The sequence below is a fragment of the Coprococcus intestinalis genome (assembly GCF_023656595.1).
GTDB classification, from domain to species: domain Bacteria; phylum Bacillota; class Clostridia; order Lachnospirales; family Lachnospiraceae; genus Coprococcus_A; species Coprococcus_A intestinihominis.
The window spans coordinates 1-15,489 of sequence record NZ_JAMOKJ010000009.1 but is presented as its reverse complement, the minus strand read 5'-3'; the positions used below and the strand labels follow the sequence as shown (position 1 = coordinate 15,489).

Below are 15,489 nucleotides of genomic sequence, written 5' to 3'. Positions count from 1 at the left end.
ATTTAAGAGTACAAGGAAGACGAGGATGAATTTATGATACCTAAAGTAATACACTATTGCTGGTTTGGAGGGAATCCTCTTCCAGAAGAAGCAAAGCGTTGTATTGAATCATGGAAAAAGTATTGTCCAGACTACAAGATAATAGAGTGGAATGAAAATAATTACGATGTGAATAGCAATGAATATATGAAAGCCGCTTATAAAGAAAAAAAATGGGCTTTTGTATCTGATTATGCCAGAATTGATGTCGTGTATAAGTACGGTGGCATATATATGGACACTGATGTTGAGTTAGTAAAGGAGCTTGATAGTTTTTTAAATGATAGAATGTATTGTGGGTGGGAAATGAGAGACCCATTGCTAGACAAACTGGGAAGAAGCTATGAGAATTCTGTGGCGTTTGGATTGGGATTTGGTGCAGAGAAAGGCCATCCAGCTTTGAAAAAGATTCTTGATTTATATGATAGGATTTCCTTTTATAACGAAGATGGAACTCTGAATTTAATTGCGTGTCCGCATTATCAAACGGAAATCCTAAAAGAATATGGACTAGATGATACAAGGAGAACATATCAACACTTAGATGCAGGAATTGTGGTCTATGAAGAAGAAGTGTTTTCGCCGAAGTCACCACTAACAGGGAAAACAACAATTACAAATAAAACTGTAAGTATCCATCAATTTTCAATGACTTGGATTAATGCAAAAGAAAGAAAACTTCAGAATATAGAATGGAATCTTACAGAACGGTTTGGATATGGATTTGCTCATACGGTTACTAAGATTATTTCTTTGCCGTATAGAGTAGAAAAAAAGATGACTAAGATAGTGAAAAAGTCCCAATAAGGTTGACTGTGTAGAAATTCGATGTTAAATAATGGAAGGAGTTCTTGGACAATAGTCCGTAAAAGATAATGCAAAAATCATTAACTAAAAATTCAATATATAACGTAATTTATACGATAGCTAATATCCTGTTTCCTTTTGCTACATCTATTTATGTCTCAAGGATTCTTCTGCCGGCCGGCGTTGGTAAAGTGGCTTCTGCACAGAATATTGTTTCCTATTTTGTGACACTTGCAGCACTTGGATTGCCATCCTATGGAGTACGAGAGTTTGCAAAAGTTAGAGAAAAAAAACATGAAAGAAACAAATTGTTCACCGAGCTTCTACTTGTGAATATTATATCGACAACTTTGGCAGTTGTTGGATTCATTGGTCTAGTGGTTGTTAATGAGGGTTTTAGTGGACAATGGGCACTTTATGTAGCCTGTGGCCTTTCTATTGCCTTTAATTATCTTAATATTGACTGGATGTATCAGGGGCTGGAAGAATATGGATATATTACAGGGCGAAGCTTACTTATTAAAGGCCTCTCTCTTTTGGCATTATTTTTATTTGTGAAAACAAGGGAGGATTATGTAATATATGCGCTTATATCTAGTTTGGCCACAGGCGGAAATTATGTTTTTAATGTTCTGAACGCAAGAAAATATGTCGCACTTGATTTCTCTAGAATCGAGTTAAAACGCCATATGAAACCCGTTCTTTTGATTGCGTGTATTATATTCTTATCGAGTATTTACAATAAAATTGATGTAACAATGCTTAACATCTTGGCGACGGATGAATCTGTTGGGTACTACACATACGCGCAGAAGACAATTACAATGGTTTTGACCATGGCGAATGCTATTACTGCTGCATTGTTACCAAGACTTAGCTATTACTATGACAATGATAGGCAAGGATTTTATAAATTATTAGATAAAGGCTTTCAAGTCCTATGTTTTATGACTTTTCCGATGACAGTAGGAATGGCGCTTGTTGCTCCGCAAGCAGTTGAGTTCTTATACGGCGAGGCTTTTGAACCCGCTGTTTTAACAATACGCTTGATGTGTCCTCTGATTCTGATCAAAGGCTTTGGAGATTTGTTCTGTTACCAGCTTGTTTATAGTACAAAGAGCGAAAAGATTATTTTGCCTGCTTCAGCATCTGCATCTGTGATAAATATCATAACGAATGCAGCTTTAATTCCTATACTTCTTCAAAATGGTGCTGTAATAGCTTCTGTATTTAGTGAACTGGTTACAAATGCTGTTCAATTCATTTATATGAAGAAAAAAGTGAAATTTACCATTAATATGAAAGCATTGACGAAGGGGCTTATTAGTACAGCAGTGATGACATTGAGTGTCTACATCATTATGCAGTTTAAATTGCCAAATACTATTGGGCTTATATTAGAGATTTTATGTGGTGTTATCGCATACACAGCAGTAAACTTAGTTATGAAGAATACCTTGATATTCGAGATTGTGAATAAAGTGAAAGGGAAAATCTCACATAAGGCCTAAATATGAAGAAAGCGGGATGATGGATGAAGTGCAACGCAATAAAGATTACAAACTGATAGATTTGATAAAATTTTTGTGTGCATATCTTGTAATTGGGATACACACGAGACCACTTCAAGCTGTTAGTGTTCTCTTAGACAAAGTTGTGTACTATAATATATCAAACTATGCAGTACCGTTCTTTTATGCATGTACTGGATATTTCTTGATTGTTAAACAACCGGAAAAAGATTTGCATACAAAACTTGGCTACCGCATAAAAAAGATTTTTAATATTTATATCATATGGTCTATCGTATATTTGCCATTGACAGTTTATGGGTGGTTTATTGAAGGAAATAAAACAGTAGAATATGCAGCTCTTTGTATTCGGAATTATATCCTCGTGGGAGATAATTTTTATTCATGGGCGCTATGGTATCTCAATGGTTTAATCTTCGCCTTGATTCTTATAGATATTTTATCAAAAAGAATTTCAATAGAAAAGATTGTAGGTTTTGGATCAGTGGCATATCTTGTTGGTATAGTTCTTACCGCTTTTGGGGGGCATCAAGACAAGTTACCGGCATTATTAGCATTTCCAGTTAATATTTATTTCTCAATCTTTGCGACGACAAGAAATGGTTTCTTTCAATCGTTAGTATTTGTTTCTTTAGGTATGTATATTGCTGACATTGAGAAGTCAGGTGAGTTGACAAAAATTCTTCACAAGGGAAAGATTGCACTATTTGCTTATCTAATAAAAATTCCTATAAGCCTTATCGGGGGGGGCAGTACCTCAGCCAGATGCTTGACCTTCCAATCTTTTTCATGCTATTCTGCCTGATTATATATAAATGTCCAAAGATGGAACTTCATGGAGATTTTTATAAGAAACTGAGAAACTTAAGTGGAACAATATATTTTGTCCATATGTACTTTGTGGCATTGTGTGCACTTGTTTTGTATAAGGAAGATTACCATAATTTCGTATCCTTCTTTATTTGCGCAGGAAGTGCGACTTTAATTGCTATACTATTCAATTACATTAGGGAAAGGAAAAGATGCAAGCAGTAGCTGATGACGTTTTTTATAGTATATATCAATATTTAGGATTCGGGCTGATTTTCGCAGTAATATGCATGATCGCCTTGCCCGAAGTAGAACATAAAGGATTAAAAAAGTGCCTTATTCATCAGTGGCATATGCTTAGAACGGATAAGATCACTCGATATAAATTTGCATTCTTTACCATCCTGTTTATGGTGCTGTCTAGAACTTTGATTTGTCGCAGTATATGGCAATGTCCGTGGGAAAATATAATTGGGGAATGGGGAGTTTTCACTTCAGATGGCACCCTAAATACGGAAGGGATGCTTAATGTTTTTCTGTTTGTCCCACTTGCTTATTTTGGAGTGCTAGGATTTTGTCAACAAGATGGTTTGGACAAGGAAATCTTGTTTAATATTGTAAAGATCTCCTTTGGCTTTTCATGTTTAATTGAAATATGTCAGCTTTTTTTTAGAGTAGGAACATTTCAGTTATCGGATATTTTCCAAAATACGCTTGGCGGTTTTATAGGTGTAGCTGTTTGGGCTATGCAACAAAAAATAATGAAAAGAGGAAGAAAAAATATGAACACAACATTACTTATCATGGCCGCTGGAATCGGTAGCCGATTTGGAACAGGAATCAAACAGTTGGAGCCAGTGGATGATGCTGGTCATATCATCATGGATTACTCAATCCATGATGCGATTAAAGCTGGTTTCAATCATGTAGTATTTATTATACGTAAGGATATTGAGAAGGAATTCAAAGAGGTTATCGGCGATCGCATTGCCTCCATTTGCTCCTCTCACAACGTAACTGTAGACTACGCTTTCCAGGATATCAATGATATTCCGGAAACTCTGCCGGAAGGTCGCACGAAACCGTGGGGAACAGGTCAGGCAGTCCTTGCAGCAAAGGATGTCATCAAGACCCCGTTTATTGTGATCAATGCAGATGATTATTATGGCAAGGAAGGCTTCAAGGCGGTTCATGAGTATCTGGTGAACGGCGGAAAGTCCTGCATGGCTGGCTTCGTGCTGAAGAATACGCTGTCTGATAATGGCGGTGTGACTCGTGGTATCTGCAAGATGGATGAGCAGAACAACCTGACCGAGGTTGTGGAAACCAAGAACATCGTCAAGACTGCAACCGGAGCAGAAGCAGACGGTGTGGCTGTTGATGTGAATTCTCTGGTATCCATGAATATGTGGGGATTGGCTCCTGATTTTTTGGATGTGCTGGAGGAGGGCTTCAAGGAGTTCTTCGAGAAAGAAGTACCCAGCAATCCTCTGAAAGCAGAGTATCTGATTCCTATCTTCATTGGTGAACTGCTGGAGCAGGGAAAGATGTCTGTGAAAGTTCTGAGGACTAACGACACCTGGTACGGAATGACCTATCATGAGGACGTTGCAGCAGTAAAGGACAGTTTCAAGAAGATGCTGGAGAACGGCGTGTATAAGGCTGACTTGTTCAGTGATCTGTAAACAACGATGAAAGAAACGATTGATTTACTCGGAAAGATCCTCACAAACATCCTGACTGCTCTCTATGAGCCGTTTGGATTCTCGCTCCTGCTTTCCTTCCTAGTCATGTTTTTCTATCTATATGCTTATGAACCTCAAGAAGCCGGCAAAGGCTGGAAGAACGCCATAGTGATATGGTATCAGAAATTCAAGGAGAGTGTGTTCTTTCGGAAACTGTTCTTCCTGGCCTTTGTGACTTCACTTATTCTGTTCCGAACTCTGTTAAACCGCAATCTTTGGATGAATCCTTTATCCGATGTCATGGGTGGCTGGGGCATCTGGGAGACTGTGAATGGCGAACAGAAGCTGACCACCGAGTGCATCGAGAACGTAATTATGATGGTGCCGTTTTCAGCAGTAGTGATGTGGACGTTCGGAGAGAAGATAGGAAACAGTTGGAAGAAGATACTGTGGTATAGCGGGAAGATAGCATTTATGATAAATATTGAAGGAAAGTGATGTTTATGAAGCAAAGAGTAAAACAACTTGCAATAACTGAGAGATCAGTGAAAATGAAAAAGATTGTTGCAGTAGTTATTATAATGTTTATTTTTTCGATAATAATTTTGGGGGAAGGAAGTCAATTAGTGTTCCAAAAAATTTGTGAACGAAGAGAAACAGCATGGCCAGATTTGGGAACAGCAGATGATGAGCAGTATGAGTGGCTTACCGAAGCATATAAAATAAAGCGAAAAAATAATGAAAAAATTGTTATCTTGGCTTCTGATGGAACAAAGTTGGAAGGTCATTATTATGAGAGAAAGAAGAATGCTCCATTAGTAATCTTCTTTCATGGGTTTAGAGGTCATAGTTACGTGGATGGTGTGCCGATTTATAAAATTGCGCAGAAAGAAAAATGGAATGTTTTACTTGTTAGTATGCGTGCGCATGATGAAAGTGAAGGAAATATTTTCACATTGGGAGTGAAGGAACGTTATGATTGTGTAAATTGGGCTAATTGGGCTGCAAAACATTTTGGAAGAGAAACACCGATATTTCTTATGGGAATTTCAATGGGTGGAGCAGTGGTCACAATGAGTAGTAATTTGGATTTTCCAGATTCTGTTTGTGGAATTATTGAAGATAGTGGATTTACAACATCAACAAAAATGTTAGAGTTAAATTGTAAGAGCCATTTGCCTAAAGGAATGCCAGTAGAGGTATTCAAAATTTTTGCAGATGTGGGAATAAAGCTTTGGGGAGGATTTAATTTAAAAGAGGCTGATGCTTGTAAGGCGGTATCACAGACAAAAATTCCGATTTTAATTATTCATGGTGATATGGATAACTTGGCACCATTATATATGGCAAAAGAAATTTATAATAGTTGTAAAAGCAGTAAAGAAATTTATATAGTTCATGGAGCTAATCATGTAGAGAACTATAGAAAAGATCCGGAAGGATATGAGAACGTAATAGCACAGTTTGTGGAAGAACATTCAGGAGCCTTGAAGAAAGAGTACTAAACTGTAAACGCAAAATGAACTAAATATGCCCCAAAAGTTGAATGCTGTCGAATTAGTGTCTGTATTAGGAAAAATAAAACTGTGTGAATTCTCACACGGTGGCTGCTCAAACCTTCACACACCTCTTCGTGGTGAGCAGTAGGCAACGATCTATGATCGGCAGAGATGTGAAGAATAAAAACTATGATAAAATCAATTTGATAGAAAAAACTTGGAGAAAAAACAATGAATACAACATTACTTATCATGGCTGCTGGTATCGGTAGCCGCTTCGGAACAGGAATCAAGCAGTTGGAGCCCGTGGATGATGCTGGACATATCATTATGGACTACTCAATCCATGATGCGATTGAAGCTGGCTTCAACCATGTAGTATTTATCATCCGTAAGGATATTGAGAAGGAATTCAAAGAGGTTATCGGTGATCGTATTGACTCTATTTGCTCCTCTCATAATGTAACTGTTGACTATGCTTTCCAGGATATTAACGATATTCCGGGAACTATGCCAGAAGGTCGGACAAAGCCGTGGGGAACCGGTCAGGCTGTGCTTGCAGCGAAAAATGTGATTGATACCCCGTTTATTGTGATTAATGCAGATGATTACTATGGTAAGGAGGGCTTTAAGGCTGTTCATGAGTATCTGGTGAATGGCGGTAAGTCCTGTATGGCAGGTTTTGTTCTGAAAAATACGCTGTCCGATAATGGTGGTGTGACCCGTGGCATCTGCAAGATGGACGATCAGAATAATCTGACGGAAGTTGTGGAAACCAAGAATATTATAAAGACTGCAACTGGAGCAGAAGCAGATGGCGTGGTTGTTGATGTGAATTCCCTGGTTTCCATGAATATGTGGGGCTTGACACCGGAGTTTCTGGATGTACTGGAGGAAGGCTTCAAAGAGTTCTTTGAGAAAGAAGTACCGGATAATCCGTTAAAATCAGAGTATTTGATTCCGATATATATTGGTGAGCTGCTGAAGAAGGGTGAGATGTCTGTTAAGGTATTAAAAACCAATGATACCTGGTATGGCATGACCTACCATGAAGATGTTGCGGCCGTAAAGGATAGCTTTAAAAAGATGCTGGAGAACGGTGTGTACAAGGCTGACCTGTTCAGTGATCGCTAAACAATGATGAAAGAAACTATTGATTTATTCGGGAAGATCCTCACAAACATCCTGACTGCGCTATATGAGCCGTTTGGCTTTTCGCTTCTTCTTTCCTTTTTGGCCATGTTTTTCTATCTGTATGCGTATGAGCCTACCGCAGCAGGCAAAGGATGGAAGAGCGCCATAGTGACTTGGTATCAGAAGTTCAAAGAGAGCGTGTTCTTTCGAAAATTGTTTCTGTTGACTTTTGTGACTTCGATGATCTTGTTCCGAACACTATTGAACCGTAATTTGTGGATGAATCCGTTATCCAAGGTTATGGGCGGTTGGGGCATCTGGGAGACAGTGAATGGCGAACAGAAGCTGACCACCGAGTGCATCGAGAACGTAATCATGATGGTGCCGTTTTCAGCAGTAGTGATGTGGACGTTCAGAGAGAAGATTGGAAACGGTTGGAAGAAGATACTGTGGCAAAGCGGAAAGATAGCGTTCGGCTTTTCTTTAATGATAGAGATGCTGCAGTTATTGCTTCGTTTGGGAACGTTCCAGCTATCAGACATCTTCTATAACACAGTCGGCGGAGTGCTAGGCGGATTGATGTATTGTGCGGTGATGAGGGCAAGAAAGCAGGGATTGACCGTGTGGACAAACTGAATTCCAGGAGTTCACACGGTATTTTTGAAGGTGACGTATAGTTTGTAACGAAAATAAAAAATGGAGTGTGATACAAAATAAATTCCTGATGCTCACAGGTTTATCAACTTGCTATTTACTGCAGTAATAGGATAATCGCAGGTCTTACCGCATGATTGGAAACTTGTTCCCCAGCTTTACCCGTAGATCATACCTACGATCTTCTGCCGGAGTGCGGTTGGAAGAATTTTGCACAAAAGGCTCAGAAATTTGTATTGTGTACCGGCCACATAAAGGACGGAGGGTTTCTTTTTTATCACAATATCTGCGATGAAGCTGCCGATATCTTCCGGGGCCATGCCGTTTTGTTCATCATGTTCCATGCGGCTGACACTTCTGGAAATTCGTCCGTCATAGTCTTTGTCACCGAGGATGTTTTTCTGGCGCGATTTGGTGAAGCCGGTGCGGATATCGCCAAGTTCTACTGCTGTGACATAGATGCCATAAGGTCTGACTTCATTGGCCAGTGCGTAAGAATAGGATGAAACGGCAGCTTTGCTTGCAGAGTAGAAGGTCTGAAAAGGAATATGGGCTGTGGCTGCCACGGAGCTGATATTGACAATATGGCCGCTGCCCTGCTGGTGCATGACAGGGAGAACAGCCTTATTGACATTCACTGTTCCGAAAAAGTTCACATCAAACTGTGATTTGGCCTGCTCTGTCGTTGTAAATTCAACAGCACCGGATATGCCGAAACCGGCGCAGTTAACGACGGCATCAATTTTTCCTTCGGCTTTCATAATATGATGTATAGCCGAGGTGACCATTTCTTCATCCGTCACGTCCATTGACAAATGTTTTACCCCGCTAATGGGAATGTGCCTTCGGCTGAATTCGTATACAAGATAGCCTTTGTCTCTCAGTGCGGCTGCTGTGCATCGGCCGATTCCTGAACTGCCACCGGTGACGACGGCTATTTTTTTATGTCTGACTGCCATTTTTTACATCCCCCTCTTCTTAATATAAAAGCCATTGAATTATTAATCTTATATAAGAGCTATTGAAGTATTGTTCTAAATTGAGTATAACGTATACTAGGCTGGATGTCTACTTTTTTCATACTTGATAAAATCAGTTCCGCATTTACTCCATCAGGGTTTCGTGATATCATTATCTGCAGATGGTTCGCGGAAGCTTTTATTTATGAAAAATGAACCAATATTGTCATTTTATGTCAAAGTATTGCTTTTTAACCATTTCTTTAATATAATGTAATATGATTTAATGGCGGAATATGATCTGCCGAACTAATGAAAATGAGGAAAGGATGTTTATGGAACGAGAGAACAATGATGAAATTGAAATTGACCTGTTGGAAGTAGCAGGCGAGCTCTGGCGCCATTTTTGGGTGATTGTACTCAGTATGATTGTGTTTGGCGCAGCAGCTTTTTCCTATGCGAATTTTTTAATCACACCGCTATATCATTCTGAGGCGAAGGTGTATGTCAACAACTCGAATCTTTCGGTTGGAAGTACTTCTATCAGCCTGACGGATCTGAATGCAGCCCAGAGTCTGGTAGATACGTATATCGTTATTTTGAAGTCCAGACCAACATTAGAAGATGTGATTGAGAAAGCGAATGTGTCCTATACTTATGAACAGTTGGAGAGTATGATTTCTGCCTCTTCTGTGGATGGCACAGAGGTTTTCTCTATTGTGGTGGAAGATGCGGATCCTGAGGAGGCCTGCATGCTGGCCAATACGATTGTTGAAGTATTGCCGGATCATATCTCTGATATTGTGGACGGCAGTTCACCGCGTATCGTACAGTATGCAGTTGTACCGACAGCACCATATTCACCGAACGTGGCCAAGTTCCTTGTTATGGGTGTGGCCCTTGGTCTGGTGCTGAGCTGTGGTATTATTATTCTGATGATGATGATGGATAAGCGCGTGAAGTCTCCGGAAGTGCTGACGAAGCGTTATGATATTCCGATTCTGGCATCTGTGCCGGATCTTACTCAGAAGGGAGCTTCCCGATCAAGATATGGCAATTATGGAGAATACGGCAAGAAGGCAGGTAAGCGCAATGGATAATAAACGAAAGATTGTTTTTGGACCGGATGTGAGTTTTGCGGGATCAGAGGCCTATAAGCTGTTGCGAACGAACCTGATGTTTGCCCTGCCGACAGGCAAGAAGTGTCAGATGATCGGTGTCACCAGCAGTATGAGAGGTGAGGGCAAATCAACCACAGCGCTGAATCTGGCTTACACCATTGCCCAGAATGGCGAGAAGGTGCTTCTGGTGGATGCGGATATGCGTCTGCCGAGTATCTATCAGAAACTGGGCATTGAGAATGGCAAGGGATTGTCCAATATCCTGGCCGGTATGACCAGTTTGGAGTCTGTTCTTCTCAAACCGGAGGGAGACCGCAATTTCAGCCTGATTCTGGCGGGAGATATTCCGCCGAACCCTTCAGAACTTTTGAATTCCAAGAATATGGACAAGTATCTGGAGATGTGGGCGTATTATTTTGATTATGTTATTTTTGATTTTCCGCCGGTGGGTGTCGTAACAGATGCCCTTGTTATGGCGGAGAAGCTGGATGGTACGATTGTGGTTGTGCGTCAGAATTACTGTCTGCAGCCGACACTGGATGATACGATTACGAAGCTTCGTTATGTCAAGGCCAATATCCTCGGTATTGTTATGACCATGACTGATTCTCAGGATAAGCAGTACAAAAAGTATTACAGCAAGTATTACGGCAAGTACAAGAAGAATTATGAATACGGCTATGGTTATGAATACAGGCAGAGAGACATCAAACAGCCAAAGAAGAAGAAGGCTCTTAAGGCTGGAAAAGAGTGATTCTGTTGATAGATTTACATACGCATATTTTGCCGGAAATTGATGATGGCAGCCGTTCTGTAGAGATGAGTCTGAAGCTGCTTCTGATGGAGCAGGAGCAGAAAGCCGGGACGGTTGTGTTTACGCCTCATTTTTATCCATGGCGGGATCAGCCGGATCATTTTTTTGAGAAAAGAGAGCATGCCTGGGCAAGGCTTCAGGCTGAACTCCCGCAGGAGAGACCACGGCTTCACAGAGGCGCGGAGTTTGCCTGGTTTGATGGTATTTCTCATACCAGGGAGGTGCTTGATTTCAGGATTACCGGAACAGATCTGCTTCTGGTAGAGATGCCCTTTGTAAAATGGACGAATCATACAGTTGATGAGGTACTCAGACTGAATGAGACCCCCCATCTGCAGGTTGTTCTGGCTCATGTGGATCGCTATTTCAAGCTTTTTTCAAAGAAATTGCTGGAACGTCTGATGGATGAAGGGGTGATCTTCCAATTTAATGCGGAAGCCTTTCTCTCATGGAATACCCGAAGAAAGGTGATGAAGCTGGTCCGGGAGATGGATGGATTTTTTCTTGGCAGTGACTGTCATAATCTCACATCTCGTCCGCCAAGGATTGGAGAAGCCATGAAAGTGCTTCAGGAGAAGGGCGGCAGAGAAGCGGTGCATAAGCTTAGTGAGACAGAAGATTATTTTTTCGGGGAGGCGATAGATAATGGGTAAGAGAAAGTGGCTGATCGTCATTATTATTGCGGCGGCTGTTGTTCTGGTTATGGCCCTGTGGCGTCCCTGGGAACATCATCATGAGGATATGTCACAGTACCGGCAGACAGAAACTGAGCCGGAGACTGTTCAGAACTCTGAGAGTGAAACGGTTTCGGAGACAGTGGCCTACGTAAGCCCGATTGATTTTGACAGCCTGAAAGCGGTCAATGAAGATATTTATGCATGGTTGGAGATTCCGGGAACGGATATCAGTTATCCCATCCTTCAGCATCCGACAGAGGATGAATATTATCTGAGAAGGGATTACAAGGGCAATCATGCTGTTGCCGGCTGTTTGTTTACAGAGCATTCTTACAACAGTACGACGATGGAAGATCCCATGACGGTGATTTACGGACATGATATGGACAATGGGGAGATGTTTGGTTCTCTTCAGACAATTTATTCTGATGCAGAATCTCTGAAAGAACATCAGGAGATTATTATTTATCTACCGGATAAGGAACTTCACTATACGGTTTTTGCGGCAGTTCCTTTTGACAAGACACACATTCTGTACAATTATGATTTCAGCAAACAGCGTGTGGCCAATATTTTTTACCAAGATATCCTTTCGACCCGGGCACTTGGCGCCTGTATCGATCAAAAGGCATATAAAGGCGCCGATACCAATAGCATTATCCTTTCAACCTGCTTAAAAGGCAACAATCAGAAAAGATTTCTGGTAGCGGCACAATGTAACAATGACAACAAGTAATGTGGCAATGAATGGAGGAGATTCGAATGAAGAAAAAATTAAGTGCTTTATTACTCACAGCTGCACTGGTATGTGTCAGTGCGGTACCTGCATTTGCAGATAATTTTACACCTAGTGTAACACAGAAGGAGGCCCCAAAGGTTGTTACAACAAAGACAGCTGATGGTACAGAAGTTGGTGCGATCATCTACGATAAAGACGGCAACGAAGTAGAAGGCATTCCTATGGATCAGATCAAGGTTGTTCCTATTTCATCTTCTGAGGCTTCAGATGAACTGAAGAAAGCCAATGATGAAATCAAGAATGCAGCTTCTCTGAAAGATATCTGCCCGGAAGTCGAGACAACTCTGGCTGGTATTACAAGTGATGTAAAGGTTGAAGACCTCGTTGTCAGCGACCTCTTTGATGTTATTCTTCCGGAAGAAGCTCAGAAGAAACTGGAAGAAGACGGCAACACACTTACTATTAAATTCGATCTTGGTGCAAAACAGGGTGAACTTCTTATGTCCATGGTTAACTGTGATGGCACAAAGTGGGAGATGGTAGACCAGAAGGGTATCAATATCAATTCTGATGGTACAGTTGATGTGACGTTTGATAAGTTCTGCCCGGTTGCTTTTATCAAAGACAGCGCAGCAGTAGCCATTAATCCAAATGGCCCTGCTTCACCTCAGACGAGTGATATCAACATGACAGTTGCAGCAGCTGTTGCAGCTATGATCCTTGTTGGCGCTTGTGCAGCATTCGTAATGACAGGCAAGAACAGAAAAGCCGGTTTCTAAACTCGAATGAACAAATTAAAACGAAGATTAGGCAGAAAGAAATATCATCAATTGAAAAAGGTTGTCCGGCGTGTGTCCGTGCTGCTTCTGCTGATCATTTGTATTGCGGCGGTCGTTATCTGGGATAACGGCCGCCGTCATCGTGAGGCGGCTGTGGAGAACACGCAGAATAAGGTTGACAATGAGGGCGAGAAGATTTACTATGATAATCAGTGGTATCGTCTGAAGGATAATCTGGAGACAGTGTTGATTATGGGTGAGGATAAGTTTGAAGCCGGTGAAGATGATGCAGATTATGTTAACACAAGGCAGACAGACTTTCTTTTGCTGCTGATATTGGACAAGACGAATCAGTCTAGTCAGATTCTGCAGCTGAACCGTGATACGATGACAGATATTGAGAGCTATGGTGTGAACGGCAAGTCCACCGGTACATTTACCGGCCAGCTGGCTTTGGCACATACTTACGGCACTGGCGGCAAGGACAGCTGCCGCAATACAGTAAAGGCGGTATCGAATCTTTTATACGGCGTTTCTATTGACCATTATCTGTCATTAACCATGGATGCGGTACCGATTATCAATGATGCTGTAGGCGGTGTGACAGTGACAGTGCTGGATGATATGACCAGCGCGGATCCTGCCCTTGTAAAAGGCACTGAAGTGACCCTGCAGGGTAAGCAGGCACTGACCTACGTCAGAACACGCAGGGGATTGGACGACAGTACGAATCTTCATCGTATGGAACGCCAGCGCCAGTATATGGGAGAGCTTTATAAAGGTCTGATCAATAAATTAAGTGGTGATGACGGCTTTGCGGCAGATTTGATCCTGTCCATCAATGACAATCTCACATCGGACTGCACAGCATCACAGCTTCAGGAGTTGGGAGAATTCCTTGGTCAGTGCCCGGCGCCGACAATCGATACTATTGATGGCGAGAATGTCAAGGGTGAAGAGTTTATGGAGTTTTATCCGGATGAATCACAGCTCCGACAGTATGTAATTGATCATTTTTATGAACCGACAGATGGAACTCAGAGTGATTGACGAGCAGGGACATATTATTATGGATTATTCCATCCATGATGCTATTGAAGCCGGTTTCAACAAGGTTATTTTTATTATCCGCAAGGACATTGAAGAAGAATTCAGAGAAGTGATCGGCAGCAGAATTTCAGCGATTTGTGCGGAACACAATGTGACTGTAGATTATGCATTCCAGGATATCAATGATATTCCGGGTGAACTTCCGGCAGGCCGTACAAAACCATGGGGAACAGGTCAGGCTGTCCTGGCAGCAAAAGACCTGATTACAACACCGTTTATCGTTATCAATGCCGATGATTATTATGGCAAAGAAGGCTTTAAAGCTGTTCATAATTATCTGGTAGTGGGCGGCAAGTCCTGTATGGCTGGATTTGTACTCAAAAACACATTGTCAGATAATGGCGGTGTAACCCGCGGCATCTGCAGAATGGATGCAGATCACAATCTGACTGAAGTGGATGAGACAAAGAATATTGTGAAGACAGTAGATGGTGCAGAGGCAGATGGCGTGAAACTGGATGTGGATTCTCTTGTTTCTATGAACATGTGGGGACTGACACCTGATTTCCTGCAAACACTTGAAAAAGGTTTTGCAGAATTTTTCGAGAAAGAAGTTCCTGCGAATCCATTGAAAGCGGAATATCTGATTCCTATTTACATCGGTGATTTACTGAAAAAAGATCAGATGTCTGTAAAAGTGCTTCGTACCAACGATACATGGTACGGTATGACTTATCATGAGGATGTGGCAGCTGTCAAAGAAAGCTTCAGACAGATGCTGGCAGACGGAGTTTACAAAGAAGAATTATTCTCCGATTTATAAAAAGCATATGAGAACTGTGTGAAAATTCCAGAATAAAATCATGGGACGATTCACACAGTTTTTTGTTTTTCTATTTTCTTTATTTTACAGCAGTTTTGGTTTAACAAAAGTTAGCAAGAATTCTCCTTCCTCTACAGGTGGGAGATGAATTGCAGAAAAAAGAAAATAGAACGCTTGTTCTACGATACAAAGTGTGGTATACTATAATCAGTCGAAAGGATAGAAAGGACTGATTATATGGACAAAATGGATCATAATGCACATTCAGTATATTTGATGTATTATCATCTGATCATGGTTGTAAAATACCGAAGAAAAGTAATAGATGATCCGATTTCGGAACGTGCAAAAGAGATCTGGGAACGTA

Annotated in this window: 16 protein-coding genes and 2 pseudogenes; 17 read left to right on the top strand and 1 reads right to left on the bottom strand. The window is 41.1% G+C overall.

All coding sequences use genetic code 11. The features are described from left to right. Positions 1-27: 27 nt before the first annotated feature. The 9 genes and pseudogenes from NBH03_RS07995 to NBH03_RS07960 form a co-directional block, all read left to right on the top strand. Positions 28-846: pseudogene (locus NBH03_RS07995) on the top strand (glycosyltransferase family 32 protein); the annotation flags it as partial. Positions 847-914: 68 nt separating this feature from the next. Next, positions 915-2,357 (top strand): oligosaccharide flippase family protein, encoded by a 1,443-nt coding sequence (locus NBH03_RS07990; protein ID WP_250798909.1) that lies wholly within the window; start codon positions 915-917, stop codon positions 2,355-2,357. A 16-nt stretch (positions 2,358-2,373) separates the two neighbouring features. Then, the gene (locus tag NBH03_RS07985; RefSeq protein ID WP_250798908.1) at positions 2,374-3,183 is read left to right on the top strand and encodes an acyltransferase family protein; all 810 of its coding nucleotides are present in this window, start codon (positions 2,374-2,376) and stop codon (positions 3,181-3,183) included. Between the two features lie 217 nt (positions 3,184-3,400). Beyond that, positions 3,401-3,922: pseudogene (locus tag NBH03_RS16205) on the top strand (VanZ family protein); the annotation flags it as partial. Between the two features lie 48 nt (positions 3,923-3,970). Then, positions 3,971-4,873: a sugar phosphate nucleotidyltransferase gene (locus tag NBH03_RS07980; protein WP_250798904.1), complete on the top strand. Its 903-nt coding sequence runs from the start codon at positions 3,971-3,973 to the stop codon at positions 4,871-4,873. Positions 4,874-4,879: 6 nt separating this feature from the next. Continuing rightward, the gene (locus tag NBH03_RS07975) at positions 4,880-5,371 is read left to right on the top strand and encodes a VanZ family protein (RefSeq protein WP_250798902.1); all 492 of its coding nucleotides are present in this window, start codon (positions 4,880-4,882) and stop codon (positions 5,369-5,371) included. Positions 5,372-5,376: 5 nt separating this feature from the next. After that, entirely contained in the window at positions 5,377-6,378 is a 1,002-nt protein-coding gene (locus tag NBH03_RS07970) for an alpha/beta hydrolase (RefSeq protein ID WP_250798899.1), read from the top strand. A 225-nt stretch (positions 6,379-6,603) separates the two neighbouring features. Then, positions 6,604-7,506, top strand: coding sequence for a sugar phosphate nucleotidyltransferase (locus NBH03_RS07965; RefSeq protein WP_250798898.1), 903 nt, complete (start codon positions 6,604-6,606; stop codon positions 7,504-7,506). Positions 7,507-7,509: 3 nt separating this feature from the next. Then, positions 7,510-8,142: a VanZ family protein gene (locus NBH03_RS07960; RefSeq protein WP_331476091.1), complete on the top strand. Its 633-nt coding sequence runs from the start codon at positions 7,510-7,512 to the stop codon at positions 8,140-8,142. 176 nt (positions 8,143-8,318) lie between these two features. Here NBH03_RS07960 and NBH03_RS07955 read toward each other — a convergent pair whose 3' ends face one another. Further along, positions 8,319-9,119, bottom strand: coding sequence for an SDR family oxidoreductase (locus NBH03_RS07955; protein WP_250798897.1), 801 nt, complete (start codon positions 9,117-9,119; stop codon positions 8,319-8,321). A 335-nt stretch (positions 9,120-9,454) separates the two neighbouring features. Here NBH03_RS07955 and NBH03_RS07950 point away from each other — a divergent pair, with 335 nt between their 5' ends. From NBH03_RS07950 to NBH03_RS07915, 8 genes are all read left to right on the top strand, one after another. Then, the gene (locus NBH03_RS07950; RefSeq protein ID WP_221717890.1) at positions 9,455-10,219 is read left to right on the top strand and encodes a YveK family protein; all 765 of its coding nucleotides are present in this window, start codon (positions 9,455-9,457) and stop codon (positions 10,217-10,219) included. Next, the gene (locus NBH03_RS07945) at positions 10,212-10,994 is read left to right on the top strand and encodes a CpsD/CapB family tyrosine-protein kinase (RefSeq protein WP_250798893.1); all 783 of its coding nucleotides are present in this window, start codon (positions 10,212-10,214) and stop codon (positions 10,992-10,994) included. Before NBH03_RS07950 ends, NBH03_RS07945 begins: the two co-directional genes overlap by 8 nt. 5 nt (positions 10,995-10,999) lie before the next feature. Further along, positions 11,000-11,707 (top strand): CpsB/CapC family capsule biosynthesis tyrosine phosphatase, encoded by a 708-nt coding sequence (locus tag NBH03_RS07940; protein WP_250798889.1) that lies wholly within the window; start codon positions 11,000-11,002, stop codon positions 11,705-11,707. Next, the gene (locus NBH03_RS07935; RefSeq protein ID WP_250798888.1) at positions 11,700-12,467 is read left to right on the top strand and encodes a class B sortase; all 768 of its coding nucleotides are present in this window, start codon (positions 11,700-11,702) and stop codon (positions 12,465-12,467) included. The genes NBH03_RS07940 and NBH03_RS07935 overlap by 8 nt, the downstream gene beginning before the upstream one ends. A gap of 26 nt (positions 12,468-12,493) precedes the next feature. Beyond that, positions 12,494-13,249: a hypothetical protein gene (locus NBH03_RS07930; protein ID WP_250798886.1), complete on the top strand. Its 756-nt coding sequence runs from the start codon at positions 12,494-12,496 to the stop codon at positions 13,247-13,249. 6 nt (positions 13,250-13,255) lie between these two features. After that, a complete protein-coding gene (locus tag NBH03_RS07925; RefSeq protein WP_250798882.1) occupies positions 13,256-14,299 on the top strand; it encodes an LCP family protein in 1,044 nt (347 codons plus the stop codon). Then, positions 14,280-15,122: a sugar phosphate nucleotidyltransferase gene (locus NBH03_RS07920; RefSeq protein ID WP_250798878.1), complete on the top strand. Its 843-nt coding sequence runs from the start codon at positions 14,280-14,282 to the stop codon at positions 15,120-15,122. The genes NBH03_RS07925 and NBH03_RS07920 overlap by 20 nt, the downstream gene beginning before the upstream one ends. 237 nt (positions 15,123-15,359) lie before the next feature. Continuing rightward, the coding region (locus NBH03_RS07915) for a transposase (protein ID WP_250799126.1) at positions 15,360-15,489 on the top strand (130 nt) is incomplete at its 3' end.

Excerpts from the sequence above, each read along its gene's own strand:
- NBH03_RS07970 (WP_250798899.1), top strand. The coding sequence starts at position 5,377 with ATGAAGCAAAGAGTAAAACAACTTGCAATAACTGAGAGATCAGTGAAA.
- NBH03_RS07975 (WP_250798902.1), top strand. The coding sequence starts at position 4,880 with ATGAAAGAAACGATTGATTTACTCGGAAAGATCCTCACAAACATCCTG.
- NBH03_RS07935 (WP_250798888.1), top strand. The coding sequence starts at position 11,700 with ATGGGTAAGAGAAAGTGGCTGATCGTCATTATTATTGCGGCGGCTGTT.
- NBH03_RS07925 (WP_250798882.1), top strand. The coding sequence starts at position 13,256 with ATGAACAAATTAAAACGAAGATTAGGCAGAAAGAAATATCATCAATTG.
- NBH03_RS07980 (WP_250798904.1), top strand. The coding sequence starts at position 3,971 with ATGAACACAACATTACTTATCATGGCCGCTGGAATCGGTAGCCGATTT.
- NBH03_RS07950 (WP_221717890.1), top strand. The coding sequence starts at position 9,455 with ATGGAACGAGAGAACAATGATGAAATTGAAATTGACCTGTTGGAAGTA.
- NBH03_RS07965 (WP_250798898.1), top strand. The coding sequence starts at position 6,604 with ATGAATACAACATTACTTATCATGGCTGCTGGTATCGGTAGCCGCTTC.
- NBH03_RS07945 (WP_250798893.1), top strand. The coding sequence starts at position 10,212 with ATGGATAATAAACGAAAGATTGTTTTTGGACCGGATGTGAGTTTTGCG.
- NBH03_RS07960 (WP_331476091.1), top strand. The coding sequence starts at position 7,510 with ATGATGAAAGAAACTATTGATTTATTCGGGAAGATCCTCACAAACATC.
- NBH03_RS07955 (WP_250798897.1), bottom strand. The coding sequence starts at position 9,119 with ATGGCAGTCAGACATAAAAAAATAGCCGTCGTCACCGGTGGCAGTTCA.
- NBH03_RS07930 (WP_250798886.1), top strand. The coding sequence starts at position 12,494 with ATGAAGAAAAAATTAAGTGCTTTATTACTCACAGCTGCACTGGTATGT.
- NBH03_RS07985 (WP_250798908.1), top strand. The coding sequence starts at position 2,374 with ATGATGGATGAAGTGCAACGCAATAAAGATTACAAACTGATAGATTTG.
- NBH03_RS07990 (WP_250798909.1), top strand. The coding sequence starts at position 915 with ATGCAAAAATCATTAACTAAAAATTCAATATATAACGTAATTTATACG.
- NBH03_RS07920 (WP_250798878.1), top strand. The coding sequence starts at position 14,280 with ATGGAACTCAGAGTGATTGACGAGCAGGGACATATTATTATGGATTAT.